Origin of the sequence: Pseudochelatococcus sp. G4_1912 (assembly GCF_047501465.1) — a bacterium.
Taxonomy (GTDB): Bacteria; Pseudomonadota; Alphaproteobacteria; order Rhizobiales; family Beijerinckiaceae; genus Pseudochelatococcus.
The window spans coordinates 1080298-1097661 of record NZ_JAZDRL010000001.1 but is presented as its reverse complement, the minus strand read 5'-3'; the positions used below and the strand labels follow the sequence as shown (position 1 = coordinate 1097661).

General features: G+C 54.3%; 13 protein-coding genes. 9 read left to right on the top strand and 4 right to left on the bottom strand.

The features are described from left to right. Positions 1-6: 6 nt before the first annotated feature. The 7 genes from VRZ32_RS05005 to lpdA all read left to right on the top strand — a co-directional run bounded on the left by VRZ32_RS05005 (position 7) and on the right by lpdA (position 10281). Entirely contained in the window at positions 7-642 is a 636-nt protein-coding gene (locus VRZ32_RS05005) for a TetR/AcrR family transcriptional regulator (RefSeq protein ID WP_414524596.1), read from the top strand. A gap of 275 nt (positions 643-917) precedes the next feature. Continuing rightward, positions 918-1880: a malate dehydrogenase gene (mdh, locus tag VRZ32_RS05000; protein ID WP_414524595.1), complete on the top strand. Its 963-nt coding sequence runs from the start codon at positions 918-920 to the stop codon at positions 1878-1880. A 208-nt stretch (positions 1881-2088) separates the two neighbouring features. Next, on the top strand, positions 2089-3288 hold the full coding sequence (sucC, locus tag VRZ32_RS04995) for an ADP-forming succinate--CoA ligase subunit beta (protein WP_414524594.1): 1200 nt from the start codon (positions 2089-2091) through the stop codon (positions 3286-3288). Further along, positions 3288-4172, top strand: a complete 885-nt coding sequence (sucD, locus tag VRZ32_RS04990) for a succinate--CoA ligase subunit alpha (RefSeq protein WP_414524593.1) — start codon at positions 3288-3290, stop codon at positions 4170-4172. Before sucC ends, sucD begins: the two co-directional genes overlap by 1 nt. Positions 4173-4541: 369 nt before the next feature. Then, positions 4542-7502 (top strand): 2-oxoglutarate dehydrogenase E1 component, encoded by a 2961-nt coding sequence (locus VRZ32_RS04985; protein WP_414524592.1) that lies wholly within the window; start codon positions 4542-4544, stop codon positions 7500-7502. A gap of 83 nt (positions 7503-7585) precedes the next feature. After that, on the top strand, positions 7586-8782 hold the full coding sequence (odhB, locus tag VRZ32_RS04980) for a 2-oxoglutarate dehydrogenase complex dihydrolipoyllysine-residue succinyltransferase (RefSeq protein ID WP_414524591.1): 1197 nt from the start codon (positions 7586-7588) through the stop codon (positions 8780-8782). Positions 8783-8880: 98 nt separating this feature from the next. After that, positions 8881-10281, top strand: coding sequence for a dihydrolipoyl dehydrogenase (gene lpdA / locus VRZ32_RS04975; RefSeq protein WP_414524590.1), 1401 nt, complete (start codon positions 8881-8883; stop codon positions 10279-10281). A gap of 47 nt (positions 10282-10328) precedes the next feature. Here lpdA and VRZ32_RS04970 read toward each other — a convergent pair whose 3' ends face one another. Both VRZ32_RS04970 and VRZ32_RS04965 read right to left on the bottom strand, forming a co-directional pair. Continuing rightward, a complete protein-coding gene (locus VRZ32_RS04970) occupies positions 10329-11219 on the bottom strand; it encodes an HpcH/HpaI aldolase/citrate lyase family protein (protein ID WP_414524589.1) in 891 nt (296 codons plus the stop codon). Further along, positions 11216-12001: a 3-hydroxybutyrate dehydrogenase gene (locus VRZ32_RS04965; RefSeq protein ID WP_414524588.1), complete on the bottom strand. Its 786-nt coding sequence runs from the start codon at positions 11999-12001 to the stop codon at positions 11216-11218. The genes VRZ32_RS04970 and VRZ32_RS04965 overlap by 4 nt, the downstream gene beginning before the upstream one ends. A gap of 323 nt (positions 12002-12324) precedes the next feature. Between VRZ32_RS04965 and VRZ32_RS04960 the strand changes: the two genes are divergently transcribed. Further along, positions 12325-12894: a transcriptional repressor gene (locus VRZ32_RS04960; RefSeq protein WP_414524587.1), complete on the top strand. Its 570-nt coding sequence runs from the start codon at positions 12325-12327 to the stop codon at positions 12892-12894. A 45-nt stretch (positions 12895-12939) separates the two neighbouring features. Beyond that, complete coding sequence (gene ispG, locus VRZ32_RS04955) at positions 12940-14187, top strand: flavodoxin-dependent (E)-4-hydroxy-3-methylbut-2-enyl-diphosphate synthase (RefSeq protein WP_414524586.1); 1248 nt, start codon at positions 12940-12942, stop codon at positions 14185-14187. A 771-nt stretch (positions 14188-14958) separates the two neighbouring features. Here ispG and VRZ32_RS04950 read toward each other — a convergent pair. Both VRZ32_RS04950 and VRZ32_RS04945 read right to left on the bottom strand, forming a co-directional pair. Then, positions 14959-16272 carry a glycosyltransferase family 4 protein gene (locus VRZ32_RS04950; protein WP_414524585.1) on the bottom strand — a complete coding sequence of 438 codons (1314 nt, stop codon included), beginning with the start codon at positions 16270-16272 and terminating at the stop codon, positions 14959-14961. A gap of 312 nt (positions 16273-16584) precedes the next feature. Continuing rightward, the gene (locus VRZ32_RS04945; RefSeq protein WP_414524584.1) at positions 16585-17340 is read right to left on the bottom strand and encodes a hypothetical protein; all 756 of its coding nucleotides are present in this window, start codon (positions 17338-17340) and stop codon (positions 16585-16587) included. Between the last annotated feature and the right edge of the window lie 24 nt (positions 17341-17364).

Genomic DNA, 17364 nt, shown 5'->3' with positions numbered 1-17364 from the left:
TTCCCGATGGACAGCATAATGAGTCCTGTGCGCCGTATATTGGATCCGGTTCCCGAGCGGGTTGATGTGCGCCTTGTGGCGATTGCGGCTGAGCATATCCGCAAGGCTGGGGCCAAGCGCGTTACGGTTGTCGGTATTGCTGAAGAAGCAGGCATGACGCATGCCAATGTTTACCGTTACTTTCCTTCCAAGGAAGCGCTGATCGATGCGGTTGTGGCTGATGCATTAAGGCCGGTTGAGTTGATGATGGCCGATATCGCTGGTGCTCCCGATCCGGTTGATGACAAGCTTGAGCGACTGACGCTGGCGCTGGCCCATGCCTATCGCGATCTTGCTGAAAAAGATCGCGCAATATTCGAGGTGTATGCCGATATAGCTGCCGAAAACCGCTCTGTGGCGCGTCGGCATCGCGGGCGTGTGTTTATGTTTGTTGAAAGAGTCGTGGACGAAGGGGCGGGTATTGGCGTGTTTCACCTGCGTGACAGGGAAGCAGCTATGTCGTTTCTGACCGATATCCTGTTTCGATTTTCTCATCCTGCCGCCATCCTTCTCGATGTTGGCCGGCCAAGAGAAGTCATGGAAAAACGCTTCGCAGTGCTGATCAATGTCGCCTTGCGCACTTTGATCAGCGGGTCTGTTTAGTCGAAATGGGGTTTCAGTGGTAGAAAAATTACAAAATATGAAATTTGAAACACGGCGGCTTTTAGCGTAAAAGTTCGTTATGTAACTGTCGTGTTCTTCCTCAAGGTATTGAGGATTAAGGCAGATTATAGAAGCCCTTGTGATAGGTATGTGTCTTTTGGTGCGTGCTTGTCATCTCCACACCCTGTTGTGCCGCTTGAAGGCTCAGGCACTTTGAGTCAAGTAATTCAGCGCTAACGGGGTTTTTCTCCCCTCCAGTTCAAGGATTGGTTTCCATGGCCCGCAAAAAGATCGCTTTGATCGGTTCCGGACAGATCGGTGGCACGCTCGCCCATCTCGCCGGTTTGAAGGAACTCGGTGACATCGTTCTGTTCGATATCGCCGAGGGTACTCCCCAAGGCAAGGCTCTCGATATCGCCGAATCGGCGCCTGTCGATGGTTTTGACGCGGCCTATAAGGGCGCCAACTCCTATGCCGACATTAAAGGTGCGGATGTAATTATCGTCACCGCTGGCGTGCCGCGCAAGCCTGGCATGAGCCGCGATGATCTGCTCGGCATCAACCTCAAGGTGATGGAATCGGTTGGTCAGGGCATCCGCGAGAACGCGCCTGATGCTTTCGTCATCTGCATCACCAATCCGCTCGATGCGATGGTGTGGGCGCTGCAGAAGGCCTCTGGCGTGCCAGCGAACAAGATCGTTGGTATGGCAGGTGTGCTCGATTCGGCCCGTTTCCGTCACTTCCTCGCTGAGGAGTTCAAGGTGTCGGTGAAGGACGTGACGGCATTTGTGCTCGGTGGCCACGGTGACGACATGGTTCCACTGACGCGCTACTCCACGGTTGCAGGTATTCCGCTACCTGACCTCGTCAAGATGGGTTGGACAACGCAGGAAAAGCTTGATGCCATTGTTGAGCGTACCCGCAAGGGTGGCGGCGAGATCGTCAATCTGCTCAAAACCGGCTCGGCTTACTATGCGCCAGCAGCTTCGGGCATCGCCATGGCGGAAAGCTTCCTGAAGGATCAGAAGCGCGTTCTGCCAGCAGCTGCTTATCTTGATGGTCAGTATGGTCAGAAAGATGTCTTCGTCGGTGTGCCGGTTGTGATTGGCGAAAACGGCGTTGAGCGCGTTGTTGAGATTTCTTTGTCTGATAGCGAAAAGGCAGAGTTCGAAAAGTCGGTCGGGTCGGTTAAAACCCTGATCGAAGCCTGTAAGGGTATCAACCCGGCCTTCGCATAGGATGCGCGGATCTTCACGCCATGGTGACCTGCAATGGCGGTTCTCTGCGCTTCCGGTGCTCACGTACAGAAGTACGCTCCGCTCCGGTTCTCAAGAACCACCATTTTCGGCTCACCCTGGCGTGAATCTCCACACATCCTTTGTGTGAGCTGGATTCAGGTTGTCTCTCAACTTGAATGCATTTTGTTCTAAAATTTGGAATGAACTTATGAACATTCACGAATACCAGGCCAAGGCCGTATTAAAAGAATTTGGCGTGCCGGTTTCACGCGGAAAAGCAATCTTTTCCGCCGCTGAAGCCGTTGACGCTGCAAAGGAATTGGGCGGGCCGTTGTGGGTTGTTAAATCCCAGATCCACGCAGGTGGACGCGGTAAGGGCAAGTTTAAGGAAGCCGAAGCAGGTCCTGCTGGTGGCGTGCGTCTTGCGCGTTCGCCTGAAGAAGTTGCAGCGTTTGCTGAGCAGATGCTCGGCCGCACACTCGTAACCGAACAGACTGGTCCTGCTGGCAAGCAGGTCAACCGCCTCTACATCGAGGACGGCTCTGACATTGCCAAGGAATTTTACCTCTCGGCGCTTGTTGACCGTGAGACGAGCCGTGTTGCTTTCGTTGTTTCGACCGAAGGCGGCGTGAACATTGAAGATGTTGCGCACAGCACGCCTGAGAAAATTGTGACGTTCTCGGTGGATCCAGTAACGGGCGTTCAGCCGCTTCATGGCCGCAAGGTTGCGAAGGCGCTGGGTCTTTCGGGCGATCTGGCCAAGCAGGCCGGCAAGCTGGTCGAGAGCCTCTACACCGCTTTTGTCGCCAAGGACATCAGCATGCTCGAAATCAACCCGCTGATCGTCACGAAGGACGATCGTCTGGTTGCGCTTGATGCGAAGGTGTCGTTCGATTCGAACGCGCTCTACAAGCACGCTGATATCGTTGCGCTGCGCGACACGACCGAAGAAGATGCGAAGGAAATCGAGGCATCGAAGTATGACCTCGCTTACATCGCGCTTGAAGGTACGATCGGCTGCATGGTGAACGGCGCTGGCCTTGCGATGGCCACCATGGACATCATCAAGCTCTACGGTGAAGAACCAGCAAACTTCCTCGACGTTGGTGGCGGCGCTACCAAGGAAAAGGTGACAGCTGCATTCAAGATCATCACCTCGGATCCGAGCGTGAAGGGCATTCTGGTCAACATTTTCGGCGGCATCATGAAGTGTGATGTCATTGCGGAAGGCGTTATTGCCGCCGTGAAGGAAGTGGGCCTGACTGTGCCGCTGGTTGTGCGCCTTGAGGGCACGAATGTTGAACTCGGCAAGAAGATCATCAGCGAGTCGGGGTTGAACGTCATCCCCGCTGATGATCTCGATGATGCCGCCCAGAAAATCGTCAACGCTGTCAAGGGAGCCGTTTGATGTCCATCCTTATTGACAAGTCGACGAAGATCATCACGCAGGGCTTTACCGGCAAGAATGGTACGTTCCACTCCGAGCAGGCGCTGGCTTATGGCGCGCAGGTTGTGGGCGGTACGTCTCCTGGCAAGGGTGGCTCCACGCACCTCGGCCTGCCAGTGTTTGACACTGTGATTGAGGCCCGCGAGGCTACCGGCGCTGATGCATCCGTGATCTACGTGCCACCAGCAGGTGCTGCTGACGCGATTCTGGAAGCGATCGATGCTGAGATTCCGCTGATCGTTGCCATCACGGAAGGCATTCCCGTGCTCGACATGGTGAAGGTGAAGCGGGCGCTGTCCGGTTCGAAGTCGCGTCTTATCGGCCCCAACTGCCCCGGCGTTGTGACGGCTGGCCAGTCGAAGATCGGCATCATGCCCGCGAACATCTTCTCGGTCGGTTCGGTCGGTATCGTGTCGCGCTCTGGTACGCTGACGTATGAAGCTGTGTTCCAGACCACTCAGGAAGGCCTGGGCCAGACGACAGCGGTTGGCATCGGTGGCGACCCTGTGAAGGGTACCGAGTTCATCGACATGCTTGAGATGTTCCTTGCCGATGACAAGACCGAGTCGATCATCATGATTGGTGAAATCGGTGGCTCGGCAGAAGAAGACGCAGCGCAGTTCATCGCTGATGAAGCCAAGCGCGGCCGCAAGAAGCCGATGGTTGGCTTTATTGCAGGTCGTACGGCTCCTCCAGGCCGTCGCATGGGCCATGCAGGCGCGATTATTTCTGGCGGCCAGGGTGGCGCAGAAGACAAGATCGCGGCGATGGAAGCAGCGGGCATCCGCGTCTCGCCATCACCAGCACGTCTCGGCAAGACGCTTGTCGACGTTCTGAAGGGCTGATGATTTGTGGCGGGCGCGTTTCCCTCTCTTGATTCGGAGGGAAGCGTGTTTCCGCCACTTTCAGTTCGCAATCAGGGGCGCGGGATGCATTGGTTGCATGATCGGCCTCTGATGGTTAGCTGTTAAGTGTCTGAAATGAAAGAAATCGCCTTTCTCTTGCTCATTGATCGCCGGGCGAGAGGAGAGTCACACTAAAGCCTTTAAGAGGCTTTATGTGGTTCATGCATAAGGCATATTTGAACGATTATCTGAGCTTGCGTTGATCGCGCTGCTCATCCATCCCGTCGCCATTTCCGGAGGGCTATGGGTTTTTGGCCATCAGGCTTTTTTGCCCGGGCGTATTTCCGGGTTCCGGCAGGATGTAGGGTTATGGCACGGCAGGATGTGAACGACGCATTTGCTCAAACCTCTTTTTTATACGGCGGTAACGGCGCGTATATCGATGAGCTTTACGCACGTTATGAAAAAGACCCGACGTCGGTCGACGCTGAATGGCAGACCTTCTTCTCAGGCTTGAGCGAAGACAAGACGCTCGTCGAGAAGAACGCCAAGGGAGCGTCCTGGGAGCGTGATAACTGGCCAGTGCACGCCAATGGTGAGCTTGTGTCAGCGCTTGATAGCGACTGGTCAGCGATTGAGAAGGCGGCCGGCAGCAAGATCAAGGAAAAAGCGCAGAAGGGTGGCGTTGAGCTCTCTCCCGAAGCGCTGCAGAATGCGGCTCGCGATAGCGTGCGCGCTATTATGATGATACGCGCATTCCGTATGCGTGGTCATTTGCATGCTGATCTTGATCCGCTACGCCTGAGCCCGCCACGCGATCACGAAGAGCTGCATCCATCGAGCTATGGTTTCGGGCCGGCGGATCTCGACCGCAAGATCTTTATTGATAACGTGCTGGGGCTTGAGTTTGCGACCGTCAACGAGATGTTGACGATCCTGAAGCGCACCTATTGCCAGGCGCTTGGCGTGGAATTCATGCACATCTCGGATGCTGCCGAGAAGGCGTGGATTCAAGAGCGCATTGAGGGGCCGGATAAGGAAATCACCTTCACGGCAGAAGGCAAGCGCGCCATTCTCAACAAGCTGATTGAGGCGGAAGGTTTCGAGAAGTTCCTCGACCTGAAATATACCGGCACCAAGCGCTTCGGCCTTGATGGGGGCGAGTCGGTCATTCCGGCGCTTGAGCAGATTATCAAGCGTGGTGGCAATCTGGGTGTGAAGGAAATCGTGTTTGGTATGGCCCATCGTGGCCGTCTGAACGTGCTCACCCAGGTGCTGGGCAAGCCTCATCGCGCGTTGTTCCATGAGTTCAAGGGCGGTTCGTTCGCGCCTGATGATGTTGAGGGTTCCGGCGATGTGAAGTACCATCTTGGTGCATCATCGGACCGTGAGTTCGATGGTAATCAGGTTCACCTGTCGCTGGTTGCAAACCCTTCGCACCTTGAAATTGTAAACCCTGTCGTGCTCGGCAAAGCGCGTGCCAAGCAGGATCAGTTGGGTGACCATGAGGTCCGCAACACGGTTATGCCGTTACTTCTGCATGGTGATGCTGCATTCGCTGGCCAGGGCGTTGTGGCAGAATGCTTCGGTCTTTCAGGCTTGAAGGGGCATCGCACAGGCGGTTCAGTTCACGTCATCATCAATAACCAGATCGGCTTTACGACAAACCCGCGTAACTCGCGCTCGTCGCCCTATCCATCTGATGTGGCGAAGATGGTGGAAGCCCCTGTTTTCCACGTCAATGGTGACGATCCGGAAGCGGTGGTGTTTGCAGCCAAGATTGCGACAGAGTTCCGTCAGCAGTTCCATAAACCTGTCGTTATCGACATGTTCTGCTACCGTCGCTTTGGTCACAATGAGGGCGATGAGCCTGCGTTCACGCAGCCGTTGATGTATCAGGCAATCCGTAACCACCCTAGCGTTTTGGATCTCTATTCCAAGAAGTTGATGGCGGAAGGTGTGGTAACGCAGGCCGAGATCGACGAGCGTCGCGCTGCATGGCGTACGCATCTTGAGGGCGAGCTCGAAGCTGGACAGAGCTATAAGCCTAACAAGGCTGACTGGCTTGATGGCAAGTGGTCCGGCCTGAAGGCTGTGCGTGAAGATGCGGATGATCCACGTCGTGGCGCTACTGGCTTGACGGAGAGCGAACTGAAGGAGCTGGGTGAGAAGCTCACCACTGTGCCTGAAGGTTTCAACGTTCACCGCACTATCCAGCGCTTCCTCGATAACCGCCGCAAGGCAATCGAGACCGGCGAGGGGATCGACTGGGCGACGGGTGAGGCGTTGGCATTTGCTTCGCTATTGAAGGAAGGCAAGCCAGTGCGTTTGTCGGGGCAGGATGTCGAGCGCGGCACCTTCTCGCAGCGCCATTCCGTGCTGGTTGATCAGAAGGATGAGAGCCAGTTCATTCCGCTGAATAATTTGTCCGATAGCCAAGCCAACTATGAAGTCATCAACTCGATGCTTTCGGAAGAGGCGGTGCTCGGATTCGAATACGGCTACTCGCTGACAGAGCCGAACACGTTGACGCTTTGGGAAGCCCAGTTTGGTGACTTTGCTAATGGCGCGCAGGTGGTGTTCGATCAGTTCATCTCGTCGGCAGAACGCAAGTGGCTGCGCATGTCGGGTCTCACGGTGTTGCTGCCGCATGGCTATGAGGGCCAGGGACCTGAGCATTCATCGGCAAGGCTCGAGCGCTATCTGCAGATGTGCGCTGAAGATAACATGCAGGTGGCGAACGTCACCACGCCTGCCAACTACTTCCATATTCTGCGCCGTCAACTGAAGCGTGATTTCCGCAAGCCGCTGATCATGATGACGCCGAAGTCATTGTTGCGCCACAAGCGCGCCGTATCGCGGCTGGAGGAGTTTACGGAGAACAGCTCGTTCCACCGTATTCTGCGTGACGATTCGGAGCGTCTCGCGAAGGAAAAGATCAAGCTCGTCAAGGACGACAAGATCCGCCGCGTCGTGCTTTGCACGGGCAAGGTCTACTATGATCTTTACGAAGAGCGTGAAAAACGCGGTATTGATGACGTGTATCTGCTGCGGGTGGAGCAACTTTACCCGTTCCCGTTGAAGTCGCTGGTCAACGAGCTGTCGCGTTTTCGCAATGCAGATCTGGTATGGTGTCAGGAAGAGCCTAAGAACATGGGCTCCTGGTCCTTTGTTGAGCCCTATCTGGAATGGGTTGCTGGCCATTCCGGCATCAAGGCGAAGCGTCCGCGGTATGCTGGTCGTGCGGCTTCTGCTGCGACTGCAACGGGCCTGATGTCAAAGCATCTGGCGCAGTTGCAAGCGTTCCTCGATGAGGCGTTCTCTGTCTGATTTTTGTCCGGCCGATGCTGCATTGGCCGGGCTTTCAAACCTCACGATATAACCGGCCGCAGGCCCATAATGGATACATAATCATGGCGACCGAAATCCGCGTGCCCACGCTGGGCGAATCCGTCACCGAAGCCACCGTTGGCCAATGGTTCAAGAAGGCCGGCGATGCTGTTAAGGCAGACGAACCGCTGGTAGAACTTGAAACCGACAAGGTGACGCTGGAAGTTAACGCGCCGTCCGATGGTGTGTTGTCAGAAATCACCGTGAAGGAAGGTGAGACGGTTGGCGTCGGTGCACTTCTTGGTATGCTTGGTGCAGGCTCTGGCGCGGCTGCCGCTCCTAAGCCCGCAGCGGCTCCTGCTGCCCCAGCAGCGCCCGCGCCTGTTGCTGCTGCGCCTGCGGCTGGACTTGAAAACGGTCCTGCAGTGGCACGCATTGCGGCTGAGACTGGCATCAACCCTGCAAACGTTGCCGGCACAGGTAAAGATGGCCGCGTGACGAAAGGTGATATCCTGGCGGCTCCTACGGCAGCATCTGTGCCAGCTCCTGTGCTGCGTGCACCGGTTGCACCAACAGATGAGGCACGTGAGGAGCGCGTGCGCATGACGAAGCTGCGCCAGACCATTGCTCGCCGTCTGAAAGATGCGCAGGCTAATGCGGCCATGCTGACGACGTTCAACGATGTTGATCTGACGAACCTGATGGAACTGCGCTCGCAGTACAAGGATGTGTTCGAGAAGAAACACGGTACGAAGCTTGGCTTCATGGGGTTCTTCGTCAAGGCAACGGTGCAGGCGCTCAAGGATGTGCCTGCTGTTAATGCCGAGATCGATGGTACTGACCTCGTTTACAAGAACTACTACCACATCGGCGTGGCTGTTGGCACCGACAAGGGGCTGGTTGTGCCGGTTGTGCGCGATGCCGATCAGCTGTCAGTCGCTGGCATTGAAAAGAAGATTGCTGAGTATGGCAAGCGCGCGCGCGATGGCCAGCTCAAGATTGATGAGATGCAGGGTGGCACCTTCACCATTTCCAACGGTGGTGTGTATGGCTCGCTGATGTCAACGCCAATCCTGAATGCTCCGCAGTCAGGCATTCTGGGCATGCACCGCATCGAACAACGCCCTGTTGTCTACAAGGGGCAGATCGTTGCGCGTCCGATGATGTACCTCGCGCTTTCCTACGATCATCGCGTGATTGATGGTAAGGAAGCGGTGACGTTCCTTGTGCGTATCAAGGAAAATCTTGAGGATCCAGCACGTCTCGTGCTCGACCTTTGATCCATAACGCCCTCCGATCTCCGGAGGGCGCTTTTTCTTAACTTTACTCTGGCAGTGCTGCTGCGCCATTGGGGGCGAGCGGCAAACAGGATATTCCGATGTCTTATGATCTCGTGGTAATCGGCACAGGCCCTGGCGGCTATGTCGCCGCCATTCGGGCAGCGCAGCTTGGGCTGAAGACGGCTGTTGTCGAAAAGCGCAAGACGCATGGCGGCACCTGCCTGAACGTTGGCTGCATTCCTTCCAAGGCGATGTTGTTCGCGTCCGAGAAATTTGAAGAAGCTGGGCATTCCTTTGCTGATTTCGGCATCAAGGTCAGCAAGCCAGAAATCGATATTGCCAAGCTACTGTCATTCAAGCAGGAAGGTATCGATGGCAACGTCAAGGGCATCGACTTCCTGTTCAAGAAGAACAAGATCGACACCTTCCACGGCACCGGCCGCATCGCGGCTGCCGGCAAGGTCGAGGTTACGGCAGAAGATGGCTCGGTGCAGGTTGTTGAAGCGAAAAATATTTTGATCGCAACCGGTTCGGATGTTGCACGCCTGCCAGGCGTTGAGATCGATGAGAAGATTGTGGTGTCATCCACCGGCGCGCTTGAGCTGGACAAGGTGCCGGGCAAGCTTGTCGTGGTTGGTGCTGGCGTCATTGGCCTTGAGCTTGGCTCGGTCTGGCGTCGTCTTGGTTCGGAAGTGACCGTGGTTGAGTTTCTCGATCGCATTATTCCCGGCAATGATGGCGAAGTTGCCAAGCAGTTCCAGCGCATTTTGGCCAAGCAGGGTTTCAACTTCAAGCTGGCGACCAAGGTCACAGGTGTTGAGAACACCGGTAAGGGCGCTAAGGTAACGGTTGAGCCAGTTGCGGGTGGTGCGGCAGAGGTTATCGAGGCTGATATCGTGTTGGTCGCGACAGGTCGCGTTCCTTACACCACCGGTCTCGGTCTGGCTGAGGTTGGCGTTGCGCTTGATCCGCGGAGACGTGTTGTCGTTGATGCGCATTACCGCACCAATGTTCCCGGCATCCTGGCAATTGGCGATGTGATTGCTGGCCCAATGCTCGCACACAAGGCTGAGGAAGAAGGCATTGCTGCGGTTGAAGTGCTTGCTGGCAAGGCGGGACACGTGAACTATGGCATCATTCCAGGGGTGATCTATACGACGCCGGAAGTCTCTTCTGTTGGCCGCACCGAGGAAGAGTTGAAGGAAGCTGGCGTGGCGTATAACGTCGGCAAATTCCCCTTCACTGCCAATGCGCGCGCGAAGGTGAACCATCAGTCTGAAGGCTTTGTGAAGGTTCTCGCAGACGCTACCACTGACCGCGTGCTAGGTGTGCACATCATTGGCCCCGAAGCTGGTGAACTGATTCATGAAGCGGCCGTGCTGATGGAGTTTGGTGGTTCGGCTGAAGATCTGGCTCGCACCTGTCATGCACATCCGACGAGATCAGAAGCGGTGAAGGAAGCTGCGCTGGCCGTTGATAAGCGTGCGATCCATATGTAATTGGCTAAATTATTTAAAAAGCCGGGGCAGCAATGCTCCGGCTTTTTTTATTTTGGGGAATGCAAGGCGTGGATTGCTTCAGCCAGGGCCAGTCTGCTCATTGCGCTGGCAACGTGAAGATCCTCGATCATGCGTCCCTTATATTTTACGGCTCCGCCGCCCGCGTTTTCGGGAGCTGCGAAGGCGCTGATCAGCGCATGGGCTTCGGCAATTTCTTCCTGAGATGGTCCAAAGACTTCATTGGCAATGTCGATTTGGGATGGGTGGATCAGCGATTTGCCATCAAAACCGAGATCGCGGGCCTGATTGCATTCTTCGGCAAAACCACCCGTGTCGCTGAAATTGTTATAGACGGCATCGATAACAGCAAGCCCATTGGCGCGGGCAGCAAGCAATACCGATTGCAACCACCCCAGAAAGGGTAAACGTCCCGGTATCATGCGTGCACCGGTTTCATGCGCGAGATCGTTGGTGCCAAGCATGAGGAGATCAAGACGGCTGTTTCTATCATCTCTGGAGCGTGCGATTGCATCAGCATCGATGACAGCACGTGCGGTTTCGATCATTGCCCAGACGCGTAACCTTTGAGGAACGCCGAGCGCATCAAGCTGATGGGTAAGACCACGTAAAGCTTCCGGCGATGAGACTTTCGGGAGCAGCACGGCAGCGGGTGTGGCACGTGCAATGAGCGCCATATCGTCAGCGAACCATGGCGTATCTATACCGTTGATGCGCAGCGCAATTTCACGGCCGTTAAAGCCCTCCATAATGACGCGTTCAGCCTGCTCGCGGGCCAGCTCTTTCGCAGAAGTGGCGACAGCGTCCTCAAGGTCGAGAATGATGACATCCGCCGCCAGCCCACGCGCCTTTTCAAGCGCGCGGGTATTCGAGGTCGGGACGAACAACAGGCTCCGGCGCGGCTTGATGCCCGCACTCACTGAGCCGTCCAGCCGCCATCAATCGATAGGACTGCCCCCGTGATGGAACGTGCATTATCGCCAGCCAGGAAGACAGCAAGGGCCGCAACTTCTTCAACCGTAACGAATTCCTTGGTGGGCTGGGCGGCGAGCAGGACATCGCGCTTGACCTGCTCTTCGGTTATGCCGCGGGTTTTGGCGGTATCGGGAATCTGCTTTTCAACCAGAGGCGTCCAGACATAACCAGGCGCGATGGCGTTGGCGGTAATGCCGAATGTTGCTGTCTCCAGCGCTACAGTCTTGGTGAAGCCGGCGATGCCATGTTTGGCGGCGACGTAGGCAGATTTGAAGGGTGAGGCAACGAGCGCGTGGGCAGAGGCCGTGTTGATGATGCGGCCGAACTTGCGTTCCTTCATGCCAGGAAGGGCGGCGCGCGTGGTGTGGAACGCGGCTGAAAGGTTCAGTGCCAGAATGAGATCCCACTTTTCGACCGGAAATTCTTCAACCGGCGCAACATGCTGAATACCCGCGTTGTTGACGAGAATATCAACGGTGCCAAAAGTCTTCTCAGCATCAACGACGAGGTTGAACGCTTCATCCGCCTTGGAAAGATCGGCCGCCGAATAAAAGGCCTTTACGCCAAACTCGTCTTCGATGCCGAGGCGCTCTTTTTCGATTGCTCCCGCATCACCAAAACCATTGATGACAACGTTAGCTCCTTCGCGCGCAAAAGCGCGGGCGATGGCAAGGCCTATACCGCTGGTGGAGCCGGTAACAACGGCAGTACGCGATTTCAGAGACATGGGCAAAAGCCTCCCTGGCTTCCCGTGGAAAGAAAAAACTGGCGCCCATTGAAGGACCGCGCCATGAGGATTGCAGCATGAGCCAGCAATCCTTAACTGCACTAGGGGTAACCGAAAACACAGATAGCATTCAAGCTGGTCCCATATTCAAGGTAAACCGTTCTGTCCAGAGCAGGGATATGCGTGCAAATAATCTCAGGTAATGAGTATCATATGATATTTCAGAAGCCGGATTCTTAATGCAGCTTGTTTGGTATGATAAAGTGACAATTACGCCAGATGATATTAAGTTCCGTTTATCAAAAATTGATGAGGAGAATGCTTTGAACGCGCGCCTTGGGCATGATCCAAAACAGGCTCATTCCCATTCTCATGAGGAACGACATGGCGGTGCGTGTGATCATGCAACGCATCGCGCGATTCTTGCGCCGGGCGCGCTGGAGCAGGCGGCGCAGCTTTGCCGTGATCGGGGGGTGCGAATGACCCCCATTCGGCATGAAGTGCTGTCGGCGCTTTACACAACGCATAGGCCATTAGGAGCCTATGATATTGCTGAGATTATGGGGCGCGAAGTCTCACGTCGGGTGGCGCCTATCACGATTTACCGGGCGCTGGAATTTTTACTCGAACAAGGTTTCATTCATAAGCTTGAAACGCGCAATGCTTTTATCGCCTGCCCCCATGAACATACGCCTGATGAGTTGGTGGTGTTTCTGATCTGCGAAGCATGTGGGGGTGTGGATGAGGCTTCCTCCCCGACAGTTAGCAGTGCGATGTCCAGCATTCTGGGTGAGGCGGGTTTCATACCGCGCGCCAAGGTGGTGGAAATCGTAGGATTATGCGCCCATTGCAGCGGGGCAGCGCATGAGGAACCTGTTGCTGATTCTATATGAATGGGCGATATACACCCCAGTGATTTAACCAATAGGTTTCAACCGATGAACGTTGCTCCCGCGCCTCTGATTGCCGATGCTCGCCCTGCCGCCCGCCACCAAACTGTGGCTGTCGATGTTGGTGGTGTTGTAGTGGGCGGTGGTGCGCCGATTGTTGTGCAATCCATGACAAATACCGATACCGCCGATATTGCGGCTACGGTGCAGCAAGTGGCGGCACTGGCAAGGACCGGCTCGGAAATTGTCCGCATTACCGTTGATCGTGAAGAGGCGGCACGCGCGGTGCCGTATATTCGTGATGCGCTGATGGTGAAGGGGATCGATGTGCCGCTGGTCGGCGACTTTCACTACATCGGTCATACGCTACTGACAGATCATCCAGCATGTGCCCAAGCACTGGCGAAATATCGGATCAATCCTGGTAACGTCGGTTTCAAACAAAAGCGCGATAAGCAGTTTTCGACCATTGTGGAAATCGCCGCAAAGTATGGCAAGCCTGTGCGCATTGGGGCGAACTGGGGCTCGCTTGATCAAGAGCTGCTAACCCGGCTGATGGATGAGAATGCGAAAAGCGATGCCCCACTGGATGCGCGTGCCATCACACGTGAGGCACTGGTGCAATCAGCGCTACTCTCTGCCGCGCGGGCGGAGGAGATTGGCCTTTCGCGTAACAGTATTATTCTGTCGGCCAAGGTATCGGCGGTGCAGGATCTGATTGCGGTATATCGCGATCTGGCGCGCCGGTGTAATTATGCTCTGCATCTTGGCCTGACCGAAGCCGGTATGGGCTCAAAGGGCATTGTTGCATCATCAGCCGCGTTGGGGATTCTGCTGCAACAGGGTATCGGCGACACCATCCGATATTCACTTACGCCTGAACCCGGCGGAGATCGCTCGCTTGAAGTGCGTGCATCGCAGGAATTGCTGCAGACGATGGGCTTTCGCACCTTTGTTCCGCTTGTGGCGGCATGTCCGGGGTGTGGGCGTACGACCTCGACAGTGTTTCAGGAGCTCGCGCGCGACATTCAGGACTGGATCACGACATCCATGCCAGAATGGAAAACCCGTTATCCCGGTGTTGAGACGCTCAATGTCGCGGTGATGGGGTGCATTGTGAATGGGCCGGGTGAATCGAAGCATGCCGATATTGGCATTTCACTTCCCGGTACAGGCGAAACACCCTCGGCACCCGTGTTCATCGACGGTGAAAAAGCCATGACACTGAAAGGGGCTGGTATTGCTGCTGAGTTCAAGGCCCTTGTGAACGACTATATCGAACGTCGTTTCGGCTGATATTCAGGGCATAGGCGGGACATTATGAAATAGGTGAGCAGTTCATTTCGGAGACAGGCCATTCATTCCAGAAAACAATAATCGAGCGAAACTGATGGTTTCGCTCGATTATTTTTTGATATACGCGGGTTCAATCGTAATAATACGGCCCACGTCCTGGATAATAATAGCGGGGCCCTGGAGGGGGCGGTACTACCAATGGTGGTGCCGGAACCCAGATGCCAACCGCTGGAGGCCCCCACCCCGGTGGAGGTGGTGGAGGACGGCGCCAGCGGGGACCATAACCGGGAGGAGGTCCGTACCTTCTAGGAGGACCATAACCTCTGGGTGGCCCATATCCGGGAGGGGGGCCAAAATAACCGGGAGGTGGTGGGCCGTGACGATACTGAACATCAACCAATGGCAGTTCATTGCTCACAGGCACGGTAACTGAGGTGTGCTTGGAACTGGCTTGTTTAGCGCTGACTTGAGGGATGCTCACAGCCGTCATTGTCAGGGCAGCAAGGCCCGTCACAACTAAGTGCCGAAATGAAAATCGGCTTGGGCGTGCGGGCGTTTTAATAACGTTATATACCACGATACGAACCTCCTGCCCGCTCCCGTGTAGGGAGGTGAGGATTTGGGGTCTGCTCGCGCCGGACATTGTTTTCAGTTTGTGACAGAACCTTCGTTCCCGCAAGAATGATGGTGACAGAAACTGATCACGAAACCGACACTATACGAACCCTACAGCAATATCTGAACAGAGGGCTGTGTCCGTATTAAGGCGTCTTATTGTCCGTTTTGATACTGGCTAATGGTTTCAGGCGCAGAAGTGCTTTTATGCCATGCCTGAACAGCTGTAATAATTGGCGCTTTTGCTGCGCGGAAATAAGCTTCAATGTGCAAACGGGCGCGATTACCAATTTCTGCCTGCTCAGTCGGATTATCATAAAGACGGCGCAATGCTGCTGCTGCCTCTGCGATATCAGGATCGGCCCAATGCAGATCTGGCGCAACGTAGAGCTGGCTGGGGTCATCGACTGGCACAAGGCGGATGGGTATAAGGCATGCGGTGTCAGGTGTCATGAAATCGAGATTGCCGGACCAACCTGTTGCGATTACAGGTCGGCCTGCAAGCATCGCCTGGGCAGGTACAAGGCCAAATCCCTCTGCGCGATGCAGTGACATGACAGCATCTGAGGTGGCTAAAAGGGTCCACATAGCCTCATCATCAAGCGTGTCGAGCATTAACCTGATGCGTGGATCATGGCCAATATATGCGCGCACGTATGCCAGTGCCTCTGGCTCCAGATGGGCATCGCCAAGTTTCAGGATGAGCACGGCATTATCATCTGCCGAAAAGGCTTGCCGGAAGGCATCTACCGCAGCGAGAGGGTTTTTGCGCGCCAGGCTTGATCGTAAACTTGCTACAACTGTTGTCACAAACGCTTCTTTCGGCCAACCAAAGCGCGCGCGATCCGGCGTCAGAGTTTTAGGTGCATGCATGATGTGCGGTACAAGCCGGATTGGCATTGTTACGCCTGCTCGTTGAAAAGCCTCGCGTACAAATTCAGTAGGCACCCAGAGTTCATCAACCAATGCGAGCGGAGGCAGCCAGTCATCCGGGATCTGTTCTAGCTCCCACACGCAATAACCAATGACATATTTGTCGCGCAAAATGGCGGCAGGCAGGAACTGTAGCGCATAGCCAAATTGCCCCGGATTGAAATTGAGGATCACCGTGGCGGGGCCGCCCGCATGAGGTAAAACCTGGTTTTTCGCACCTGCAGCAAAAGCGTGGCCGATATCAAAATCGCGGATTGGTATGTCTGCTTCCATAAGTAGGCTGCGGGTGATGCGTGCGCTCCAGCCAAGCCCAAGCGGACTGGATAGGAAGCCGCACATAAGAACCGGAGCTTGTGGGGCTGTCAGTCTCTGGCCAGTGCGCTTGGGGAGTGGAATGATGCGTGCCACAATGCGTCGCCGGAGGGGGCGTGGGATAAGCCGCCACAAACGTACGACACCAAGCCTAAACCAAAGCTGCGGGACAAATCCCCATGTACGCTTTGCCCAAGTGACGTTTTCCAATGCACCATTTGTCATGTAGAGCCATAAATATCGTGCGCATCTATCGTTTTCATCATGATGATGCTGTCAGGTGAATAAAGAGATGCTGAACGCTACACGATATTTAAGGAATTACGAATAAATATATTGTTTTTGATGGATTAATGCAGAGAACGCTAATGAATATTGTAATTAAAGGAAAAATTAATGCGAAGTAATTGTTGGATTTTTACCGCGAAATACATAATTTCCTGGTGTTAAATAAACTTCAAAAAGGCTGCTTTAAGTTTCTTGTCATTGAGAAGCATTAAATACAGCCTTGTTGATGTCTTGGCTCTAATCCGACATTCAGTTCTGAATGGGCTGCGTGATTGAAGCAATTTCCCGCTCAATTATTGCTTCCAGCGCTGATGGTGACAAGAGATGCATTAAACTTTTAGCTATACTTTCTTTAAGATTATTTACTGTGTCTAAAGATAGTTGCATAATAGTTGAATCGGATGCATTTTTAAAAACTCTTGATTCAATTTCTTCAAGAGTCTTCTTAGAGAAATAGTTAAATACGTTTGGTTCAAGCTTCTTGATGGTTTTATCTGAAAGCTTATTCAGTACCCTAGGCTGAAGCTCTGTATAGGCGTTCAAAGCAAGACCATTGAGCACCCACCATTCAATCTTCTGCAGAGCGCTATCGGAAAGGTTTTTCAATACACGGGGCAGAACATCTCGGATGGACCTTGGAGGCAGGCAGTTTAAAACTCTAGCATCCAATAAACTCAGCTGAGTATCAGATAGCTTGTTCAGATCTGCCAGGTCGAGGTTTTCAATCTCCTCTTCCGAAAGGTTATTGAGCTTTAGCACGGCTTTATAATCAGCGTCGCTTAGGTCAAGTCGAGTGCATATACGCGTCTCTAAACCTGACTTATCGTTTGCTGCGCTTACGATAGCGTCTGAGTCATCCATCCGTATGCTATCGTTCGCGCCCCAAGCATAATCTTGAATGGTAAAGACTTGAACGTCATGGATGACATTCTCTTCGAGATTATAATCATCAGAAAAATTGCAGTTAATTGTAAATGCAGGTAGAAATGGTGGTAATGAGGTCATGTTTAATTTTCTTTGTTTGATGAA